The sequence below is a fragment of the Shewanella sp. ANA-3 genome (genome assembly GCF_000203935.1).
Classification (GTDB): Bacteria; Pseudomonadota; Gammaproteobacteria; order Enterobacterales; family Shewanellaceae; genus Shewanella.
Window position 1 is genome coordinate 151928 of the sequence record NC_008577.1, and the last position, 18592, is coordinate 170519.

General features: G+C 48.9%; 13 protein-coding genes and 1 riboswitch. Of the genes, 6 read left to right on the forward strand and 7 right to left on the reverse strand.

Translation table 11 applies throughout. The features are described from left to right. Positions 1-134 precede the first annotated feature (134 nt). On the reverse strand, positions 135-788 hold the full coding sequence (gene ribB / locus SHEWANA3_RS00710; RefSeq protein ID WP_011715406.1) for a 3,4-dihydroxy-2-butanone-4-phosphate synthase: 654 nt from the start codon (positions 786-788) through the stop codon (positions 135-137). 211 nt (positions 789-999) lie between these two features. Then, positions 1000-1232: riboswitch (FMN riboswitch) on the reverse strand. Between the two features lie 240 nt (positions 1233-1472). Here ribB and SHEWANA3_RS00715 point away from each other — a divergent pair. From SHEWANA3_RS00715 to SHEWANA3_RS00725, 3 genes are all read left to right on the forward strand, one after another. After that, on the forward strand, positions 1473-3608 hold the full coding sequence (locus SHEWANA3_RS00715) for an oligopeptidase B (RefSeq protein WP_011715407.1): 2136 nt from the start codon (positions 1473-1475) through the stop codon (positions 3606-3608). Between the two features lie 10 nt (positions 3609-3618). After that, positions 3619-4053, forward strand: coding sequence for a GIY-YIG nuclease family protein (locus SHEWANA3_RS00720; RefSeq protein WP_086017231.1), 435 nt, complete (start codon positions 3619-3621; stop codon positions 4051-4053). A 414-nt stretch (positions 4054-4467) separates the two neighbouring features. Beyond that, positions 4468-5202 (forward strand): DUF3800 domain-containing protein, encoded by a 735-nt coding sequence (locus SHEWANA3_RS00725; protein WP_041412476.1) that lies wholly within the window; start codon positions 4468-4470, stop codon positions 5200-5202. Between the two features lie 647 nt (positions 5203-5849). Here SHEWANA3_RS00725 and SHEWANA3_RS00730 read toward each other — a convergent pair. Further along, the gene (locus SHEWANA3_RS00730; protein ID WP_011715410.1) at positions 5850-6626 is read right to left on the reverse strand and encodes a hypothetical protein; all 777 of its coding nucleotides are present in this window, start codon (positions 6624-6626) and stop codon (positions 5850-5852) included. A gap of 268 nt (positions 6627-6894) precedes the next feature. Here SHEWANA3_RS00730 and SHEWANA3_RS00735 point away from each other — a divergent pair, with 268 nt between their 5' ends. Further along, entirely contained in the window at positions 6895-7662 is a 768-nt protein-coding gene (locus SHEWANA3_RS00735) for a class I SAM-dependent methyltransferase (protein WP_011715411.1), read from the forward strand. Positions 7663-7687: 25 nt separating this feature from the next. Here SHEWANA3_RS00735 and SHEWANA3_RS00740 read toward each other — a convergent pair whose 3' ends face one another. The 3 genes from SHEWANA3_RS00740 to SHEWANA3_RS00750 form a co-directional block, all read right to left on the reverse strand. Further along, the gene (locus SHEWANA3_RS00740) at positions 7688-9667 is read right to left on the reverse strand and encodes a M14 family metallopeptidase (protein ID WP_011715412.1); all 1980 of its coding nucleotides are present in this window, start codon (positions 9665-9667) and stop codon (positions 7688-7690) included. A gap of 130 nt (positions 9668-9797) precedes the next feature. Beyond that, the gene (locus SHEWANA3_RS00745; RefSeq protein ID WP_011715413.1) at positions 9798-10916 is read right to left on the reverse strand and encodes an FUSC family protein; all 1119 of its coding nucleotides are present in this window, start codon (positions 10914-10916) and stop codon (positions 9798-9800) included. Between the two features lie 263 nt (positions 10917-11179). Continuing rightward, positions 11180-12409, reverse strand: coding sequence for a dicarboxylate/amino acid:cation symporter (locus tag SHEWANA3_RS00750; protein WP_011715414.1), 1230 nt, complete (start codon positions 12407-12409; stop codon positions 11180-11182). 459 nt (positions 12410-12868) lie between these two features. Here SHEWANA3_RS00750 and SHEWANA3_RS00755 point away from each other — a divergent pair, with 459 nt between their 5' ends. Further along, positions 12869-13222, forward strand: coding sequence for a hypothetical protein (locus SHEWANA3_RS00755; protein ID WP_011715415.1), 354 nt, complete (start codon positions 12869-12871; stop codon positions 13220-13222). Positions 13223-13304: 82 nt separating this feature from the next. On the opposite strand, the gene SHEWANA3_RS00760 is transcribed toward SHEWANA3_RS00755, so the two are convergent. Further along, positions 13305-15038: a hypothetical protein gene (locus SHEWANA3_RS00760; protein ID WP_011715416.1), complete on the reverse strand. Its 1734-nt coding sequence runs from the start codon at positions 15036-15038 to the stop codon at positions 13305-13307. A 406-nt stretch (positions 15039-15444) separates the two neighbouring features. On the opposite strand from SHEWANA3_RS00760, the gene SHEWANA3_RS00765 reads away from it, so the two are divergent. Further along, a complete protein-coding gene (locus tag SHEWANA3_RS00765; RefSeq protein WP_011715417.1) occupies positions 15445-16908 on the forward strand; it encodes an OmpA family protein in 1464 nt (487 codons plus the stop codon). 118 nt (positions 16909-17026) lie between these two features. On the opposite strand, the gene SHEWANA3_RS00770 is transcribed toward SHEWANA3_RS00765, so the two are convergent. Beyond that, positions 17027-18586: an AbgT family transporter gene (locus SHEWANA3_RS00770; RefSeq protein ID WP_011715418.1), complete on the reverse strand. Its 1560-nt coding sequence runs from the start codon at positions 18584-18586 to the stop codon at positions 17027-17029. Positions 18587-18592 lie beyond the last annotated feature (6 nt).

Sequence of the window (18592 nt, forward strand, 5' to 3'; positions counted from 1 at the left end):
AATCTTTTGTTTGTCTGTGATATTGGGCTTAATTTGATACAAATTCTCCCGCTTTTTAGCATGATGTTTGCTAAATAAAAAAGGACGTGGGCAGAGCCGACGTCCTTTAACTAGCATCCCGCTTTGGGGGTTAATTAGCCAACGTTGGCTAATAACGACTTACGGTAAATAACGATATCTTCAATCGTCAGCACAGGCATATTGTGCTCGGCACCAAAGGCGATAATTTCTGGCAGACGCGCCATAGTGCCATCGGGATTGGTGACTTCACATAACACGCCCGCAGGTTTGAGTCCGGCCAGTTGCATTAAATCGATAGTGCCTTCGGTGTGGCCACGGCGAGTTAATACGCCGCCGGGTTGGGCGCGCAGTGGATACACATGGCCTGGGCGCGCTAAATCGCTTGGCTTAGCATTGTCGGCAATAGCGGTTTTAATGGTGGTGACACGGTCAGCAGCCGAAACGCCAGTGGTAACACCTACTTTGGCTTCGATACTCACGGTAAAGGCGGTGCCATATTGGCTCGAGTTGTTTTCTACCATAGGTGGCAGCTCAAGGGCTTTGACCTTTTCATCTGGTAAACACAAACACACGATACCGCTGCATTCGCGAATAAGCATAGCCATTTGAGCATTGGTGAGTGACTCGGCGGCAAAAATTAAGTCGCCTTCGTTTTCTCTATCTTCGTCGTCGACGACCAACACACCTTGGCCTTGACGCAGGGCTTCAAGACCCGCTTCAACGCGTTCGATAGCAGTACCAAAAGGAGCAAGTAAAGACTGATTCATGGTTAATATCCTTCAAAAATACGACATGGGAATTTCCAGAATCAGGGCGTGCAGAAATACAGCCGTTACCCCAAAGGGATTGAGCTGTAGCAATAGACCCATTTAAGCTCAATGGCTTACATCGGCTCATTGCAAAATATGAGGCTAACATTTAGACGGCGGTAGCTTTCGCTCATTGGCTGAAACGAAGCGCCCGTATCCTAATGTTGTCTTACATTCTCTTCCATCCGGACTCAGTACTGTTGCTATGATGGCAAACAGTCCATTACCGTCGGCTCTGGAATAGTAGCGCTCGATAGGCATTAACCATCACGAGACAAGCTAAGTCACCAGATCTGCTGACCCCGAATTGCGTTCGGGCGCTCGCGGGCTTTAGTGGGAGTGAAAACGTTCACAACACTATTTACCGCCGGTGGGGAGTTTCACCCCGCCCTGAGAATTGTTGTTAGGCCTTGGCCTAAAAACGCGGTTATGTTGCGCCTATTTAGTTGGAATGGCAATAAAATCGCGCCATAAATTGGGCAATGTTTGCGCAAGCGCACAACTGGCCGCCAAGCTTAAAGCAGCATCATCTTTAGGAAACTCGCAACAAGCGCTAGCTTGGGTATATCATATCCGACACATCAACTTATTGGCTTGCCGTCGTGCCCCTCGATGGTGTTTGAACGTCACAAGGACGTATAAATGCGCACTCTGCTGCTTACTTTAGGTCTCGCTATGCTATTACCCGGTTGCTCCACTCCAAAAGGGCTAGTTTCTGCGCCCGTTGCGGAAAAAATTCCCCATGTGATGACCTTGCACGGGGTCACGCGCACCGACGATTACTACTGGATGCGCGACGATAAACGCCAAGATCCTAAGGTGTTGGCGCATCTGAATGCCGAAAACCGTTATACCCAAGCCTACTTTAAACCGCTTAAGTCATTGCAGGATGGGCTTTTTAACGAACTGACTGGGCGCCTCGTTGCCGATGAGTCGAGCGTGCCTTACCAATGGCACCAGCACAGTTATTATCGCCGCTACCAAGAGGGCGGCGAATATCCGCTGATCGCTCGCAAAGGCAGTGACGGGATTGAGCAAATGATGCTGGACGTGAATGAGCGCGCCAAGGGCCATGAGTTTTATGGTTTAGGTGGCGTCAGCGTCAGCCCAGATGAAACCATGCTGGCCTTCGGTGAAGATGTGCTAAGCCGCCGCGTGTATCACATCTATTTTAAAGATATTGAGTCCGGCGCCATGATCACCGATGTGCTTGAAAACACAGAGGGTCGTATCGTTTGGGGCAATGATAATCGCCATGTGTTTTATATCGCTAAAGATCTGCAAACCCTGCTCGGCTACCGTGTATATCGCCACGAACTCGGCACGCCACAATCGAGCGATGTGTTGGTGTATGAGGAGCAAGATGATGCTTATTACATCTCCCTCGGCAAGAGTTTAGACGAGTCGCAAATTGTGCTGTTCCACGAGAGCACCACCACTAGCGAAGTGTCGGTACTGGATGCTAACGATCCCTTAAGCCTGTTCAAACCTGTGCTGGCGCGGGAAGAAGGCCATGAATACAGCGTCTCTAAGCTGGGCGATAGCTATTACATTCTCACCAACTGGCAGGCGACAAACTTCCGTTTGATGAAAGTGGCGATTAAGGATGCCGCCGATAAATCCAAATGGCAGGAAGTGGTTGCCCATAATCCCAATGCGCGTATCGAAGACGAGCTGGTGCTGAAGGATTATTTGATTATTCAAACCCGCGAGAATGGCCTGACGCGGATTAAAGTGATGCCATTCAATGGTCAAAAGCCCTTTGAGCTGAGTTTTGACGAGCCCGCCTATGTGCTCGGTTTAGATGTGAACGCCCAGCAAGATAGCGATAAGTTACGGATTTTCTACTCGAGCCTGACCACGCCCGAGGCGATTTATGAGTACCACTTAAGCAATCCCGATAGACGCGATCTACTCAAGCAGGAACAAGTGCTCGGCGGCTTCGATGCCAGCCAATATCGCGCCGAACGTTTATTTGTTACCGCCCGCGATGGCGCTAAGGTGCCAGTGTCCTTGGTGTATCGTAAGGATAAGTTCAAGAAAGATGGCACTAACCCTCTGTATCAATATGGTTATGGTTCATACGGTTACACTGTAGAACCTGATTTTTCGTCGTCGGTGGTCAGTCTGCTCGACCGTGGCTTTGTGTATGCCATCGCCCATGTGCGCGGCAGCGAAATGCTCGGCCGCCCTTGGTACGATGCGGGTAAGTTGCTGAATAAAAAGAATACCTTTAATGACTTTATCGATGTCACCACTGCCTTAACCGAGCAAGGTTATGGCGATAAAAATAAAGTGGTGGCCTCGGGTGGCAGTGCCGGCGGGCTGTTAATGGGCGCGATTGCCAATATGGCGCCTGAAAAGTACTTTGCTATCGCGGCGCATGTGCCCTTTGTGGATGTGGTGACGACCATGCTCGATGAGTCGATTCCGCTCACCACCAACGAGTACGATGAATGGGGTAATCCAAACGAGAAGACCTATTTCGACTATATGCTCAGCTACTCACCCTATGACAATGTTGCCGACCATGAATACCCACACCTGTTAGTCACCACAGGTTTGCATGATTCACAGGTGCAGTATTTCGAGCCTGCGAAATGGGTAGCAAAACTGCGTGAAGTGCAAAATAAATGGTACAAACTGGACGATAAGGTGTTGTTATTCGAAGTTAATATGGATGCTGGCCACGGTGGCAAGAGTGGCCGTTACCGCCAGTATCAAGACACAGCGCAGGAATATGCCTTCTTCTTAAGCCTGCTCGGCATGACTAAGTAGGCGCCAACGGGTGACCGATTTAGTGATTGAAGCTGCTAATTCAACTCCCTCGGCTAGCCCCAAAAAAGGGGCTAGCCAAACTCAAGCTGCTAACCAAGCTCAGCTGTCGAGCAAGCCAGAAGCGCTAGGTGCTGAGCAAGCTGTTACTTCGGAGCAAGGCGCAACATCAGAGATAGAACAAGTCTCGATGTGGTATCTGTATCTTATCCGCTGCGCCAATGGTCACTTATACACAGGCATCACCACAGATGTCGCACGCCGCTTTAACGAACATCAATCAAGCAGTCCCAAAGCTGCAAAGTACCTGCGCGGCAAAGGGCCATTAACCCTAATGTATCAAGAACCAGTCGGCACTCGCAGCGATGCGCTAAGGCGTGAAATCGCAGTTAAAAAGTTAAGCCGCAATCAAAAGCTGGCGTTGATTGAATCTGCTGAACATAGATAGTGCGAGATAAAAGAGCTAAATCATTGGTGTATACGTGTAATGATTAAGCACTGCCATTCCAGTGACACGCCGCCCTTTCATTTAACAAGAAGTATCCCTATAGGCTCGACGGCGGCATCCATGTCGCCAACGGTCACGTTCATGACAGTGCTTAATCTCGTCGACATCTGTGTATGCTGGGAGTTAAATCTAACAATCGGTATCTTGTTAAACTTATAAAGCTAAAACGATATCAAGTGAATACGATTTGAGCCGCATAGAAAACAGCTATCCTACAAAAGCAAATTCCGATAGCATCATTCATACCAATTAACATGAGTGTGGCAGCGGCTAAGCCCGACAAGCGGGTTATGTTTTGCAAACAGCGTAATGCATAAATATAAGACCTTAGACCACAGAACTAAGAGTATCGGAATGCTATCTTTCGAACACGAAAATGGGAGCTATCATCTTCCAGATACAGCTCTTGTTGTTGGTATCGATGAAACTGGATGCGAGAATTATGCTGATAAGAATTTTCCGGTTTTCGGATTGGGTGGATGCGCTGTACTTGCTAGGGATTATTTCCGGTTTATAGAAGAACCATGGTCAATGATCAAAGACAGTTACTTCTCTGGGAGGAATAAACCGCTTCACGCTGCAGAGCTAAAGAATCCTTCAAAAGATCAATTATCTGCTCTAGAGTCCTTTTTTACGAATTCACCCATCTTCAGATTTGCAACTATGTCTGCAATCAGTTTTGAAAATGGAAGTGGCACTGATAACTTACACCTATTAGTGCAGTCTGTGATGCATCAAGTGTGCGAATTTGCATCGCTAACTAATCCGTCTGAAGTTGTATTTGTAATTGAAGATTCACAAAGAATTGGGAAGGCAACGCGTAGCTATTTCAGTGCTTATCAAATGAGCTCTGATAATGGGATTATTCCTAGAAAAGTTATGTATGCAACCAAGGATGCATGCTTGTCTCTTCTAGAAGTGGCTGACTTTGTTGTACATCCGGCAGGGGCTCAAGTTAGAAACCGAATCAAAGGTACTTTCCCCAAAAGCGGTCCAATCCGTAAAGATTTCGAAATAGTATTCTATAAAGCAGACCGTAGATTGTGCAGTTATCAGGAAATGCTAATTGCTCAGCCGACTGAGGTCTAAGAAAATCACCAATTTGATAGCTTTACTTTGTGCTCTAAGCGGCAAATAAGGCTGCGTTATCAATGGATTTTCCCACTGCTGTAACTTCCTATCTGATTAAAATTCTAACATGCGCTAGGTTCCAGAAAGACGAGAGTTTATCGAGACACCCATTGTTAAATATTCTTACGGGAATGGTCGAGCTGGCAAAACTCTTGTGGGATTAACAGTCAGCACCGAGAAAACGTAAGGATAGGTATTACTCGACTATCAATGGTTGCACCAAACCCAGCATTGTTGCGCCAGTGACCTTCTAAAACATGGATGTTTTAGTAGAGCCTACAAGGACGTATCCACGGCGAGTCACTGGCGTAACAGTGCGAAAGCCTGCGGCAGGCAATTAGGGTATACAATAGCCAGAAGCCATGATGCCGCCTATTGGCTCCTCGAACCGTTACCGAATCTACTGGACAAAATTGAGTCTGAGAAAGTCTCAGACGCAAAAAAGATGCCACTACAAGGGGTTAGTGGCATAAAGTGCATAAGAATGTCCATGGAACGGTAACGCAAAAGGGGGTGGGTAGAAGACTGACATTTGGTTGGGTACTGCAACATCAGTCTCTACGCCGGGAAGTTGGTTGAGCGGTAACGCTGTTGGTCTAACGGGCTTAGTGTTTACTGACTGGGCCATCGATTTTATCGAAGCTCACATCCCCTGAACCTGCCGAGAGTATGGTTAAGCCCTTAGTGTTCACCACATTGATATCGCCTGAGCCATCGTTGATGGTGACTGTGTTTTGCACATTGGCGACGTTGATTTCGCCAGAGCCGTCATCGATGATGATGCTGCCTTTAATATCATTGACTTGGATGCCGCCAGAGCCATCGACAATCGCGAGATTGCCGTTCACTTGGCTGACTTCAATCGCGCCAGAACCATCGTCGATGCTGACATTATTGCCGCCATGGATAACCAGTTCGCCCGAGCCATCCTTGACCTTGATATCCGCCGTCATCTTGTTGATCAAAATCGCACCCGAACCATCGTCAATGTCCAGTGCTAATCCAGCGGGGACTTGTAACTTAAGGTCGATATAGGGTGAATAATTGCTAAAGCTGCTATGGGATTCAAAGTCGGCCTTAAGCTGGGCTTTGTTAGCCTTTTTCTCAAGGGTGAGAATCACTTTGCTATCGTCATTGCTATAGATATCAGCCACTAACTTAATTTGGGTTAGGCCTTCGACGCCGATTATTTCAAGGCTGCCTGCACCAGTTTCGGCGACGAGCTCCTGCAGGTCTTGAGCATCGAGGCTGAGTTCACGTTGCTGATGGTCTAAATCCGGCATGCCGGCGGCGTTCACATTGATAATGCAGCCAGTGAGTGACACGCCAACGGTAAAGGCGGCGACAAATCCGAGGGTGAATATAAAAGGGCGTAGTGACATTTTCTTCTTCCTTGTTATCGACACTCGATAAGCTGCAGAGTGCGGAGTCTATGGCGATAATTGCTATGTCGAGAGATAGCACATCCTATGCCAACTTTCAAATTCCTTAATTTTCAGCTAAATACTGTAAATGTGTCCGATACGGTGCGGGCGGACATGTCCGTTGAATGAGTGATTTTTCCCAAAGAGTGGTGAAATTACTCACTTATTCGGTTAGCGTGTGTCCATTCAGCCAACGTGACTAAAAGCATAACCAGAAAGGATTCATATGGATTACTTAATGACCAATAAAATCGCTTGGGATGCCCGCACTCGAGTGCACTTAACCTCTGATTTTTATGATGTTGAAGGCTTTTTGAATGGCAAAACATCTCTAACGGAAATTGAATTAAATGAGCTTGCGGTGGCGGGCAAAAGTCTACTGCATCTGCAATGTCATTTTGGTTTAGACACCCTGTCGTGGGCGCGAATGGGCGCAAAAGTGACTGGGGTCGATTTATCCGAGGTGGCGATTGCTGAGGCGCGCAAGCTGGCGCTGCAGACGCAATTGTCCGCCGAGTTTATCTGTAGCGATGTTTACAGTGTGGCGGGCAAGGTTGAGCCGCAAGATATTGTCTTTACCTCCTATGGCGCCATTGTGTGGCTGCCGGATTTAACACTCTGGGCGCAGACCATTGCGGCGTGTTTAAAGCCCGGCGGACAGTTTTACATGGCCGAGTTTCATCCGGCGCAGCAACTATTCGATGGATATAGCTATTTTAATCGCGGTGAGCCAGATATTGAGCAGGAAGGGACCTATACCGAGAATGCCGGTGATGAGCAGCAGACCTTAATGTGCTGGTCCCATAGCTTGTCTGAAGTGACCAATGCCTTGTTGCAGGCGGGTTTAGTGCTGGAGTTCTTCCACGAATTTGCGTTTAGCCCCTATAACTGTTTCGCAGGGCTAGAGGCGCAAGCCGATAGCCGTTATGTACTAATACACCAAGGGCAACATGTGCCCTTGGTGTATAGCATAAGCGCGCGTAAGCCTGCTTAATCCTTGCCGTTTTTAACTGCGAGGATTAACGGCTACGGTAGACTGGATATTTAAGATATTGATTATCGTAGTAAGGGCTGCGCTCATAGAACCAGCGTAAGCGTGCCTCGGGATCGGCGGCAAACGCTGGGTTTTCCAGCGCTTTGTTAAATGCTGCCTGCAGCTTTGGATCTTCCTTCAGCATCTTGGCAGCCAGCGGCTCTACGGCGTAATCCTCAATATATTCGGTACGAGTAAAGATAGGGTTGAAGAAGCCCCATTGCAGTAACGAGTCCGGTGATTGTGGCTCGAGCAGTAAAATCGCCAGATCGCCTAAGGGTTGATCTGTGCTGATTTTCACTGTGCCCGCAGGCAAGGTGGTGGTCAGTTTGACCAGAGTAGAGTCGGCCTTCACTGTGAGTCGTCCCTCGAACGCTTTGGTATTAAACACCGGATTGCTCAGGCTGTGTTGCTGCAATTTAAGCTCTGTTGGCTTGCTTAAACGCGTCATCCGAATGCCGTGTAGATTTAAGCGGTCGATCACTTGTGTCCACTGGGCGGGAATATAGTAAGCACTCGGGCGAGTGACTTTTATATCGGGCACGGTTTCGGCAATCACAGGTAAATTGGGGTACAGCTTAGGCTCGCCCGTCCAGCGCACAACCTCGGTGCCGCTAATCGAACTCTGCTCTAACTTGTAATCTATGCCTTTAAAATCCCAGCCTTTAGCCAGTGGTGCCGATTTCCACGTTAATGTGATCAGTGGCGAGGCGCGGTATTTATCCTCTTGAATCGCACTCTTTAACTTGGTCGCTTGGTCACCAACGGTTTTTAGGGTTTGCTCTAGCATCACATAGGTGCCAAGTACACGCTGCTTAAAGGGTTTTAAGCTGTGGTTCTCAATCAAAATAGTGGGCAGATGGCGGGCATCACCATAACCATTAGAGAAGCGTGGGCTAGGGTTCCACAGTGACATGCCTTTAGTGATATCGGTATTGTCGACGGCGAAAATCAGTGGACCTGGGATATGGCCTTGGGCGGTTAATGCCGCTTCGACCGCTGGGCGGTAGCTATTTTCGAGCCAGCGAAAACTGGCAGGACTCAAGCCTTGGGCGAGGTTGTAGCCGAAGGTGATGTCGTACTGGTAGTCGATACCGTCGGTGACATGCACATCGATATACAGATCCGGTTGCCACACATTGATTGCCCGCAGCATATGCTGCATTTCTAAGGTGTCGGCCTTGGCGTAGTCACGGTTCAGGTTGAGATTATTGGCATTGGTGCGCCAGCCCATATTGACCGGGCCACGTTGATTTACGCGGTTAAATTCGCCGCTGCGCTCATGGGCATCGACGCTAAACATAGGCACAAACAGCAAGTTGGCCTTTTCGAGCAGATCGCTCTTGTCGCCTTTGACTATATCCCGCAGCAGCATCATGCCGGCGTCTTTACCGTCGATTTCGCCCGCGTGGATCCCTGCCTGCACCAGAATCGTCGGCTTAGTGTTTTGCTTTAGACGTGCCGATTCGTTAATGCCTTCACTGCTGGCGACATACATCCAAATGTCGCGCCCTTGAGGGCTCTTACCTAGGCTGACTTTCTGCAATTTGGTGGTTTCGGCCGCCAATCGGTCGAGCCAAGTGATGGTGTCGTCATAGCTTGGGCTTTCGGTGCCGTTGCTTTGCTCGAAAGGCGTCGCCCATTCGTTATCGGCGCTGAGTAACAACGACTCACTGGCACCGTGCCACGTGATGCTCGGCGGGAGAATGGCATCATTCACAAAGGTATTGGCGCGAGTCGGTGTCGCTGTCACTGCGGCTTCGGGAGCCGCTTCTGTTGCGGGCGAAACGCTGCTTTCGGCACTGGTGTCAACCGCGTCGATTTTAGCGGCCTCAGCGTTGGCTGCTCCAGTCGTCACTTCAGGCTGCGCGACTTCGGCATTTGCGGCAACGGCTAACTGGGCGGTGAATAGTGAACCCGCCGATAAGCAGGCAATGGCGATAACGGAAGGGGAAAACAAGCGCATGAAACAGTCCACACATCGAATTTTTATTAGGGCGGTATCTTTTCATTAAGCCCCTGCGAGTGCAAGGGCTGCCAAGGGTTTATCTTGATCTGACTGAGTGATTTTCGCTGCCATTCCCCGTGCTAACAGCCTATGAAGGCTTGGCGGTTTTATGTAACACGGTTTGTCCGCTATAGGCGATTTCGATAATCTCGATATCGGCGTAGAGGGCTTCGACGGCGATGGCGAGTTGATAGATAAGCCAGCCGTATCCCGTGAGGGCAAATCCCTGCGCGACTTCATTGGCGAAAGGGGCCGAATTTGGCGTCTGAGCGGCCAAGCTAAGTTGTAATCTGTGTTGCAACTCTTGCTCTAATGCATTTGGTAGTGTGGGCAATGTGGCTGTTTTGCCTGCAACAAATTCACTCAGCCTGTGAAGATACGCCGTAAGCTCGGCGGCGACTTTGTTGATTTGGTGGTATGCCTCTTTGTCGGCTTCTTGCCAACGACTCAAAGGCAATAACTCGAGTAGGGTGATCAGCCGCACTTGTTTATTGACTAATTCTGCCAGCAGCACTTTATGTTTTTTCAGGGTTTGGCTTTCCCACTCGAGGGAGAAAAACAGTTTCTTCTGGGTTAATACCGCCTTCATCGCCGCCTCGAGTTCGGCGCGAAAATCTAAATCATGGTTGGCGGGGGCCTGTAGATGTTGGGTCAGTACCTTGGCCATACTGTCGATGGCATTGGCGAGCTGGCTGCGCCAGTCCTGTTTGGCCTTAATCGGGAAGATAAACAGCGACACCAGAATGGCGATAACACAGCCGAGCAGAATATTCGCCGTGCGCCAGAGCGCCTCTGAGGTGTCGTGGTTCGCATCGCCCACCACGATAATAATGGTGAACCCCGCCACCAGATAGGCATAACTGTAGCGCCCCGCCGAGATAAAACAGATCAGCGTCACCCCTAAGATCAGCAGCCCCATTATCAGCCAATAACTGTCGATAGTGGCCACTAACATCACGCCATAAGCCGAACCTAAACAAGTGCCTACCGCCCGTTGCAGCGACTTTTCAATCGCACCACCCACCTGTGGCAGACTCATCATAATGATCACAATGGTCACCATGCTCCAAATAAAATGCGGCGGCGACCAAATGGCGTTAATGGTGACGGCTATCAGCAGGGCGAGGCCGAGTTTAAGGGCGTGAATGGCACGGAAATGACGATAGATAAAGTCGGCAAAAGGGCTTGCAGGGGCAAAAACGGACATAATGCAACACTCCTTTGGACTGATGGTAGCCAGGCCATTATCGCAGAAAGGCATCGTGCTCGTGTGGCTTGGCGGATAAAGAAATACAAATTGCGAGGCGGCGCCGTTTGAGCTTAGCCCAAGGCGTCGCCAAGATCACATTAATCTGCATTAAGTGATACAAAATCAGTGGGATAAGATGCGGTATCTCGAAGTTTAAACCATAAAAAAGGCTTGAATAAGCAAGCCTATTCAAGCCTTGGTATATCAATGTATTCGCACAGTTAGTTCGAGCTTGGCTCTGCGGTGTACTTATCCATAATCACGGCGCAGGCGGCGTCACCCGTGATGTTGAGCGCGGTGCGGATCATGTCAAACACCCGGTCGAGGGCGAATAACAATGGTAAACCGTCAATGGGAATACCGGCGGCCAGTAGCACGGCAACCACTAAAAATGATGGACCGGGCACACCCGCTTGGCCAATGGCGCCTAAGGTTGAGGTAAAGATAATTGCGGCATAGGCCGTCATCGACAGATCGACGTTGTACATCTGCGCGAAGAACATGGCGACTAAACCATAGTAAATCGCGTTGCCGCTCATATTGATGGTGGCACCTAAAGGCAGCACAAAGGCGGTTGTAGCCTTAGAAACCTTAAGATCTTCTTCGCAGGTTTCCATATTCACCGGCAGCGTCGCCATGGATGAAGCCGTCGACAGTGCCATCACCTGAGGTTTTTTCATCGCCGAAATAAATTGGCGTGCCGATACCCTAGAAAACAGCTGCACCACTAAGGGGAAGAACACAAAACCGTAGATCAGAATCGCGGCCACAAACACGGCAAACAACTTAAACACCACTTCTAAGGCATCGAAACCGAAGGTGCCGACGGAATCGGCCATCAAGCCAAACACCCCAATGGGCGCAATCACCATCACACAGTTAATCATCCACACAAAGGCGTCGACGACGGTATTTAACGCTGCCATGATGGGCTTAGCGCCATCGCCTTTGACCTTGGTCAGTGCGATACCGAAAAATATACTAAACACCAGAATTTGAAGGATATTCCCGCCAGTCAGCGATTCGAACACGTTGGTTGGGATCATGCCAATAAAGGTATCCATTACCCCAGGCAGTGCGCCATGTTCGGCGGTGACTTCCATCAGGCCGCTACTACTATGGGCGGTAAAGTCGACACCCGCGCCGGGGGTAAACATATTGCCCATGACTAATGCTAAGGCAACGGCAATCCCCGAGGTGACAATAAAGAAACCGAAGGTGCCGACACCAATCTTACCCGCCGAGGGGCTATCGCCTAGGCTGGCGGCGCCGCTGATGATAGACACCAGCACCAGTGGGATCACTAGCATTTTGACTAAATGGATAAAAATGGTGCCCAGTGGTGCGAAGATGCTCGCACTTTCGCCCATGGTAAAACCAACCAGTGCGCCAATAATCATGGCAATAACCACTTGCACACCAATGTTGCCTAATAAACTCTTGCTCTTCATTCTTGCGAAACTCCCCAGTTACCGCGGCATTTTGTGTCTTAAGACTAGTTATCTATTTACAGGCTTGCCCTCGCTTTTGGCGTAAAAGCTCAGCCCTGACACGTTTTTGGGCGCTTAAGGTATCACAGTTGGCGTAACGGGTTTTGTGAAACATCACCAACCTTGGTTTGAAAATAACCAAAACCTAAATAACACCATGTCTAAATGGATAATGTTTAAAAATACATGCCGTAAAATGATGTTTATTTAATTTTGGTTTGGGTTTTGTCCATCGAATTGATGAATTGTGATTTTGGCTTTGATGGACGCAGATATCCTCTCGTATTCTTGGGGCGGGTTGAGTCGCGAGAACTCCCATCTCTTACTTGTATGCATCTTGATAGTGGTGAATAGCCTCTATGACCATGCAACTCTTTGACTCACTCGGTTTTACTATGACAACACCATTTCGAGGACATTATGAACATCACCTCATTTTTCGGTCAGCCCGAGTCGTTACAGTGCTGGATAAGAAAGTGCATCGAACAACCGGGATTAAGTTATTGGCTGGTTTATCAAGATCTTGATGAAGGTGAATCCCTACAGCTGACCACGTTATTGTTCCCGATAGTGGCTGATAGGGATCTATCAGATGCCGAAATTGATGCCTTTGAGGATGGCTTAGGCCACAGTGACTATGGTTATCTGCTAAATACGGATCAAATCGAGGATGTGATTGATAATCTTAAGCAGCAAAAAGCGCAGCCCAGTGAACAGGAACTGCTTGAAGCGATCATCTTTTACTATGAGCGAGATGCGTTTATCAGCCTCTGATGGGCTCTTTGCAGAGCGTCGCGACTTAAGTTGAGATAAGCGCCCCGGAGGAATCAACTCAGGGGCGCGGAGGGAGTAAGGTTTATTTTGCTAGCGACTTAAAGTGGTTGTACAGGGTATTGCTGAAGCTTTGGTCGTAGGTAAAGCGATATAACTGTTTATTGTCAGTCGTATCAAATGCCGTGTTTAGCTCAACTTCAGTCAGCAAGTTTGAGGTCACAAGGTAGTAGCGAGGTTGCACCATCTGGCTCGCAATCGGATCCTCCACAATTTCAGTGATAGTTAGCAGCTTGCCGCCGTTTGGACTGGTGCTAATGCTCCATTCATGTTGGCTTTCAGGCTGACCGAAGCTATCGAGAATGGTGAATTTATTCGTTGAGTCCTCAACGTAACTCTCGGGGTAAGCGAAGGGCCACAATAGCTCTACGATTAAGCTAGTAGAAAGCTCGCTCGTGGTTTCAACACCCGTTTCATAGGTGATGGGATCTTCTTCGCGGCATAACACGTCGGCCGTTTGTTTAATATCCATGCGATATATTTGCGCAGGCCAGCTGAGTGACGCCAGTTTGAGGTCGCTCGGAAGGTTTGCCAGCAAATCTTGCCAGTCAGCAGCAGTGTTCTGATACTTATGGAAATTCATTTCGACAGGGATTTCAGTGCCAGCATACACGGTCTTTATTTTGTTACCTTCAATCACAGGTTCTTTAAGGACATACCCTTGGTCGTTACGCGAGGCATTGATCCATTTTTTCATCGGCTCATTCCAGCATTCGGTAGGGACCTCCTCTCCAGACGAGTTGTCGAAGATCATCACAGCGTCACCTGAAAATACCCCAGTAAGAGTTTGGTCAGCAGTACCATAATCTAAGCTGACAAAGTGGCTGTTGCGAACGGTGGCGATATTGAGCACATGAGATGCGTCGGTATGATTGAGCATGCTGCTAAACACTGTATCCCAGTCAGTGCTGTTCATCGCCTTACCATCAACCGGCGCTTCCATATAACCGAAGGACACTAAGGTGCTCTCCACCTTATTGGTGACGGCAACGGGATTGGTTTGCAGATAAGCCTCAGTGCCAAAGCCGTACCCTAGGATTAAATTCTCGAAGGCTTCAAATGCGGCGATTAACACTTCGATAGCCGCCAAAATTTCCACTGTGCGCTCATTGGTGAGGTTTAGCAGATAATCGTGTAACAGCAGGGTGTCGATAAATGTGGGTTGCAGGGTGATTTCGGGCGAAAGACTAAATAAATCGGCTTCGACTTGTTTAAATCCAGTGGCGTATAAGGATTTGAGTCTGGCACGGAACTCAATCACTTGCTGTGGCGTTAAGTCTGCCTCAATCATCTTACGATAGCGTGAAAACTCAATATTGGTCAGCGCGTTGATATGACCCGCATGATCGGGCAGGGCAACGATATTCATGCCACCTGTAGTGGCGTTGGGGTGAGCTGCGGCGGAGCTCACCGCCAATGCTGAGCGTGCAGATGAAGGCGCGTTATCAATCCAATTAGCCAGCAGGTAATAGTTAGGATTTTCGGTCGCGCTTTTCCAATCGATTTGATATTTACCGTCAGTGTCCGTAGTAGTGCTCGGCTCACCCTCTGAGCAGCTTAAGTCTTGGTTAAGATCCACGCACACGTTGGCCCCAGCGATAGCGCCGATATAAGTGACCTGACCTGTGACTTTATGTGCGTATTCAGTAGGAGGCGTCGGCTCTGGCGTCGTGGTGGTGTCATCTTTATCGTCTGAGCCAGAACATGCCGTCAGCAAACTGGTGGCGATCAGCAAAGAGAGCAGTTTAGGTTTAAACATCTTGTGTCCTTACATCAATTCGGCAATTTCCATTGCACTAAGTTAGCGTGGAGTCATCTGATAACGTCGAGTATTCAACGTATTGCAGTGTTATTCGTGGCCAAGCCAAATAGCATGAGCCTAGGTGACTAAGAAGGGCGAGAGTATCGGTCTGAGTGGATAAAAATCGACGCCGCTTGTGATAAAACATGCGGCTTGATGTGAAATCCCTTTCACGACAACGTTTGGTATCCTTCCGGTCAAAATGCGGCTGTTTTTAAATCAGTCTGCATTTTCGACAGCTATTTTTGCCTGTACAACCCATCGCCTCAATCACGCTAAAGTATTAACTTGTTTCATATTTGTTATTGCGCAATCCGTTTAGTGTTACTTTTCGCAGCAGTATTTCTATGGAGGGTAAATATTGATGCGTGTTTCTAAGCGGAGTTATTTAGCGGGGTTATTGGCTATGTCGACGAGCCTAATGCCATTGTCATTAATGGCGGCGGATGAGGGATTATTTACGCCTTTTCCTACGGCGAAATTAAAGGATGAATTGACGCGCCATTATGCCGAATATCCCTTTATTATCAGCGCGGGTGAACAAAGGTCTGACTATCGTTTTAAGCCCATCTTCGGTCAGGTCCATCAGCAAAAATACAAATTAGCGCCCGAATATAGCCCTGCGCATATTCTCGATAATTACCGTGAGCAGATTAAAAAGCTTGGTGGTGAGGTCCTATTCGAGTGTCTGCTTGAGGCCTGTGGTGATTCTCGCCTATTGGAAGAGCAAATTGCCCTGTTAGATGGTGTTATTGGTGTTGAAAGTGGTTACTTGTTTGCTCGAATGAAGAATGAGCAAAAAGAGTTTTATACTGCCATACAAGCCGCAAATCTGAAGAGTTCTGCGGGTATTCATATTACGACGCTCGAGGTGATCCCCGAGCCGCTAGATTTAGTCACAGTTAATGCTGCATTTTTGCAGCAGGCGCCTAAGCAAATCGAGTTTAAAGATAATCAAAAGAAGGATACCAACGGCGCCGAGGATCATCCGCTTATCAGCCGCTTAAAGGGAAGCTATATCCAGGACTTTAAACGCCAAGGCTTTGCGAGCACTGCCTTTGTGTCTTCAATGGATGCAAGCAATAAGCCTGTGCTGGTGGAGCGTGCGGGTAAGTTGACTCAAAATGGCTATTCAATACCAAAGGAATATTCGGGTTACGAGGTGTTCACTAACTACAAGGTGGCATTGACTAAGCTCGGATTCGAGACGCAATTTGAGTGTCAGGGAAAGGCCTGCGGTAGGGAGGATAGGTTTATCCAAGCCATCGATTCTCTAGTGAACATTGGTAACGAAGACAGCCAGTTTTATGCTTGGTATACCTTAACGCGCCCCGAGGGGAATGTGCATGTGAGCACTTATACCCTTGGTTATATCGGCGGGTTATGGACCGACTTGCGGGTGTTAGAGGAGACTGAGCTTAAGGATGACCGTGTGGGGATCAATCTTGAGGCGCTGACCGACCAAATCGAAGCCAAGGGGCATGTTGCCTTAGAAGGGCTGTTATTTGAGTACGATAGCGACAAGTTGTTGCCCGAGGCGCAGCCCGTTGTCGAGGTGCTTGCCAGTTACTTAAAGGCAAATCCTAAGCGTGCATTTTATGTGGTGGGTCATACCGATGACAAAGGTAATCAAGCCTATAACCAAGGTCTATCCCAACGCCGCGCGGTGGCGATTGTGAAGTTATTGACCACGAGTCATGGTATTCAAACTCAACAATTGGAAGCCGTAGGCATAGGTGAACATGCTCCCGTTGCTAGTAACAGTGATGAGGCGGGGCAGCAGCAGAATCGCCGTGTCGAGTTAGTATTGAGATCGGATATGAAGTAAGCCCAATCGTTTGATTCAATGGATATAAAAATGGCGTCAGCTCTTGTCGAGTTGGCGCCATTTTGTTTATCTGCGATCGCTCAGCCGACGTCTCTGCCAAGCGATATTCATACTAAGGCTAAGATAGTGCCGGGAAGGAGAGTGAACTGCCAATTCCTAATGGCAGACCTAAGGCCCAGTAAGCGAGTAAGAAACCGCTCCAAAGCAGCAGAAAACTGATTGAAAACGGCAACATCAGCGCCACTAAGGTGCCAATGCCTGATTCCTTAACGTATTTTTGGCAAAACACCACAATCAACGGAAAGTAAGGCATCAGCGGGGTAATGATATTGGTCGACGAGTCGCCAACGCGGTAAGCGGCTTGAGTCAAATCTGGCGATACGCCCAGCTCCATTAACATGGGCACCATGATGGCACCAATCAAGGCCCATTTGGCCGATGCCGAGCCGACTAATAGATTGACGAACGCGGTGAGAAACACAATCCCGACTAATGTTACGCCCATAGGAAGGGCCAATTCTTTCAACGCCAACGCACCTTTAATCGCCATTAATGCGCCTAAATTGGATTGACCAAAGGCATAAATAAACTGGGCGCAGAAGAAGGCCATGACAATGTAATAACCCATGCCGCTCATGGACTTACTCATGCCTTGAATAATGGCTCTGTGGTTATTCGCCGTGCCCGCAACATAGCCATAGACTATGCCTGGCACGAGGAAGAACACAAAAATAATCGCCACAATGGAGCGCATTAAGGGAGCCGAAGCACTGGTCAGTGCGCCATCGGTACCACGCCAGGCAGAGTTGTCACCATAGGCGGTAAACAGTAGCCCTAAGGCACATAACAACATGGCGCCCATAGCGAATTTGAGACCGCGGCGCTCATGAGGGGCCAGCTCATCAAGCGTTGGCAGCGTGCTGGGATCGCCATTCACCGCCGTGTTTTTTAGGCGCGGCTCAATTACTTTATCCGTTAAGAACCAACCAACTAAGATAATTAACACGGCTGAGGCCGACGTAAAGAAGATATTATTTAGTGGGTTAATCGTTAATGTGGCAGCCGCTGGGTCGGCCGATAATCTTGCCGCTGCCTGAGTTAAGCCCGCTAACATAGGGTCAAGGCTCGATGGCACACCCACGGTCGCAGAAAAACCGCCGGATACGCCAGCAAAAGCGGCGGCAATACCGGCTAGGGGATGACGACCCGCGGCATAGAAGATTACCGCGCCGAGCGGGATAACCAGTACATAACCCGCATCAACCGCGACATGGCTCAGGATTCCCACGGCGATCAATACCGGAGTGAGTAACATCTTGGGGGTCACAGATAAAATCGAGCGCAGGCCAGCATTAATAAAACCAGTATGCTCAGCCACGCCAAGCCCCAGCATAGCAACCAGCACGACACCGAGCGGTGGAAAAGTCACAAAAGTGGAGACTATGTTCGAGGTAAATGCAGTTAGCGCGCCGCCTTCGAGCATATTCACGACTTGAATGGGGTTGCCAGTACGAGGGTCGATTTCATCAAAACTGACACCCGATAATCCCCAAGAGATCAGCCAGACTAGGCCCAGAAACATCGCAAATAACACCGCCGGATCGGGCAGTTTATTGCCGACGACTTCGACGCCATTGAGAAATCGCTGGAATCCAGTGACAGGTTTATGGTTTTCCATTTGGGT

What these genes read in the sequence shown, in the direction of transcription:
- ribB (WP_011715406.1), bottom strand. Translation starts at nt 788, where the DNA reads ATGAATCAGTCTTTACTTGCTCCTTTTGGTACTGCTATCGAACGCGTT.
- SHEWANA3_RS00715 (WP_011715407.1), top strand. Translation starts at nt 1,473, where the DNA reads ATGCGCACTCTGCTGCTTACTTTAGGTCTCGCTATGCTATTACCCGGT.
- SHEWANA3_RS00725 (WP_041412476.1), top strand. Translation starts at nt 4,468, where the DNA reads ATGCTATCTTTCGAACACGAAAATGGGAGCTATCATCTTCCAGATACA.
- SHEWANA3_RS00730 (WP_011715410.1), bottom strand. Translation starts at nt 6,626, where the DNA reads ATGTCACTACGCCCTTTTATATTCACCCTCGGATTTGTCGCCGCCTTT.
- SHEWANA3_RS00735 (WP_011715411.1), top strand. Translation starts at nt 6,895, where the DNA reads ATGGATTACTTAATGACCAATAAAATCGCTTGGGATGCCCGCACTCGA.
- SHEWANA3_RS00740 (WP_011715412.1), bottom strand. Translation starts at nt 9,667, where the DNA reads ATGCGCTTGTTTTCCCCTTCCGTTATCGCCATTGCCTGCTTATCGGCG.
- SHEWANA3_RS00745 (WP_011715413.1), bottom strand. Translation starts at nt 10,916, where the DNA reads ATGTCCGTTTTTGCCCCTGCAAGCCCTTTTGCCGACTTTATCTATCGT.
- SHEWANA3_RS00750 (WP_011715414.1), bottom strand. Translation starts at nt 12,409, where the DNA reads ATGAAGAGCAAGAGTTTATTAGGCAACATTGGTGTGCAAGTGGTTATT.
- SHEWANA3_RS00755 (WP_011715415.1), top strand. Translation starts at nt 12,869, where the DNA reads ATGAACATCACCTCATTTTTCGGTCAGCCCGAGTCGTTACAGTGCTGG.
- SHEWANA3_RS00760 (WP_011715416.1), bottom strand. Translation starts at nt 15,038, where the DNA reads ATGTTTAAACCTAAACTGCTCTCTTTGCTGATCGCCACCAGTTTGCTG.
- SHEWANA3_RS00765 (WP_011715417.1), top strand. Translation starts at nt 15,445, where the DNA reads ATGCGTGTTTCTAAGCGGAGTTATTTAGCGGGGTTATTGGCTATGTCG.
- SHEWANA3_RS00770 (WP_011715418.1), bottom strand. Translation starts at nt 18,586, where the DNA reads ATGGAAAACCATAAACCTGTCACTGGATTCCAGCGATTTCTCAATGGC.